At 76.7% G+C, this 1,305-nt stretch carries 2 protein-coding genes; both read right to left on the bottom strand.

The features are described from left to right. The coding region (locus ACFV0G_RS03880) for a class II fructose-bisphosphate aldolase (protein WP_380541116.1) at positions 1–929 on the bottom strand (929 nt) is incomplete at its 3' end. A gap of 69 nt (positions 930–998) precedes the next feature. Beyond that, positions 999–1,305 (bottom strand): amidohydrolase family protein (locus ACFV0G_RS03875; protein WP_380541113.1); only part of this gene is annotated, 307 nt, incomplete at its 5' end.

Raw genomic sequence — 1,305 nt, 5'->3', positions numbered from 1 at the left:
GACCCCCCGGGCGGGGCGCCGCGGCCGCACCCTGCTCGCCCCGGGCGCGCTCCCCGACTTGGGGGTCCGCGACTACCCGAAGAGCTGACCAGCGCGGCGAGCCGGGCGACCGCGACGGCCATCGCCTCGCGGCCGTCGGCGAGGTAGCGCCGCGGGTCGGTCGTCCCGGCGTGCTCGGCCAGGTGCCGGCGGACGGCCGGGGTGAACGCGGTGTTGAGCGCCGTCCCGATGTTGACCTTCACCAGGCCGGCCGCGATGCCGTCGGCCAGCTGGCCGTCCGGCACGCCCGAACTGCCGTGCAGCACCAGCGGTACGGGCACCGCGGCCGCCAGCCGGGCGATCAGGCCGTGGTCGAGCTCGGCGGTGCGGGCGGTCATCGCGTGCGAGCTGCCGACCGCGACGGCCAGGGCGTCGACGCCGGTGTCGGCCACGTACCGGGCGGCCTCCGCGGGGTCGGTCCGGGCGCCCGGGGCGTGCGGGGAGAGCGGCGGCTCGCCCTCCTTGCCGCCGACCCGGCCGAGCTCCGCCTCCAGGTGCAGGCCGTGCCGGTGCGCCCAGGAGGCCGCCTCGGCGGTGGACTTGACGTTGTCGTCGTGCGGCAGCCGGGAGGCGTCGTACATCGCCGAGGAGAATCCCGCGCCCGGTGCGGCGTGCAGCAGGCCGAGGTCCTCGACGTGGTCCAGGTGGAGCGAGAGCGGCACCCGGGCGGCGGCCGCGACCTCGGTGCAGGCACGGGCGAGCGGCAGCAGCCGGCCGCCGTGGTAGCGGACGGCGTTCTGACTGATCTGCAGCACGGCCGCGCAGCCGGCCCGTTCGGCGCCCTCGGCGATCGCCTCGGCGTGCTCCAGGGTGATCACGTTGAACGCGGGCAGGCCGCGGCGGGCGGCCGCGGCGGCGGCCAGCAGGTCGGCGGTGGCGGCAAGAGGCATGGCTGTCCCCCAGGGGGTGAGTGACGGGACGCAGTGCCGCCACTCACCCCCCGGCACGGGACGGGGGGATCAGACCGAGACGGCCCGGGAGAGGCGGTCGGCGCCGGTGATCCACTCGCCGCGGCGCATCACCGCGACGAGTTCGTACGTGTCGGAGTCGAGGACGACGAGGTCGGCGTACTTGCCGGCCTCCAGCGACCCGATGGAGTCCGCCAGGCCCAGCAGGCGGGCCGGGACGGTGGACAGGGACTCGAGGGGCGGGGGGCGGGGGCGGGCCCGTGCGGGTGGGGGGGGCCGGGCACCCCACCCGAGGGGGGGGGGGCTTAAAAAAAAAACACGGCACCCAAAAATCCGGCGGTGGGGTTGTGGGTGGTGG

The sequence above is a fragment of the Kitasatospora sp. NPDC059571 genome (genome assembly GCF_042735675.1).
Lineage (GTDB): Bacteria > Actinomycetota > Actinomycetes > Streptomycetales > Streptomycetaceae > Kitasatospora.
This window is presented reverse-complemented; position numbering and strand designations above follow the sequence as displayed.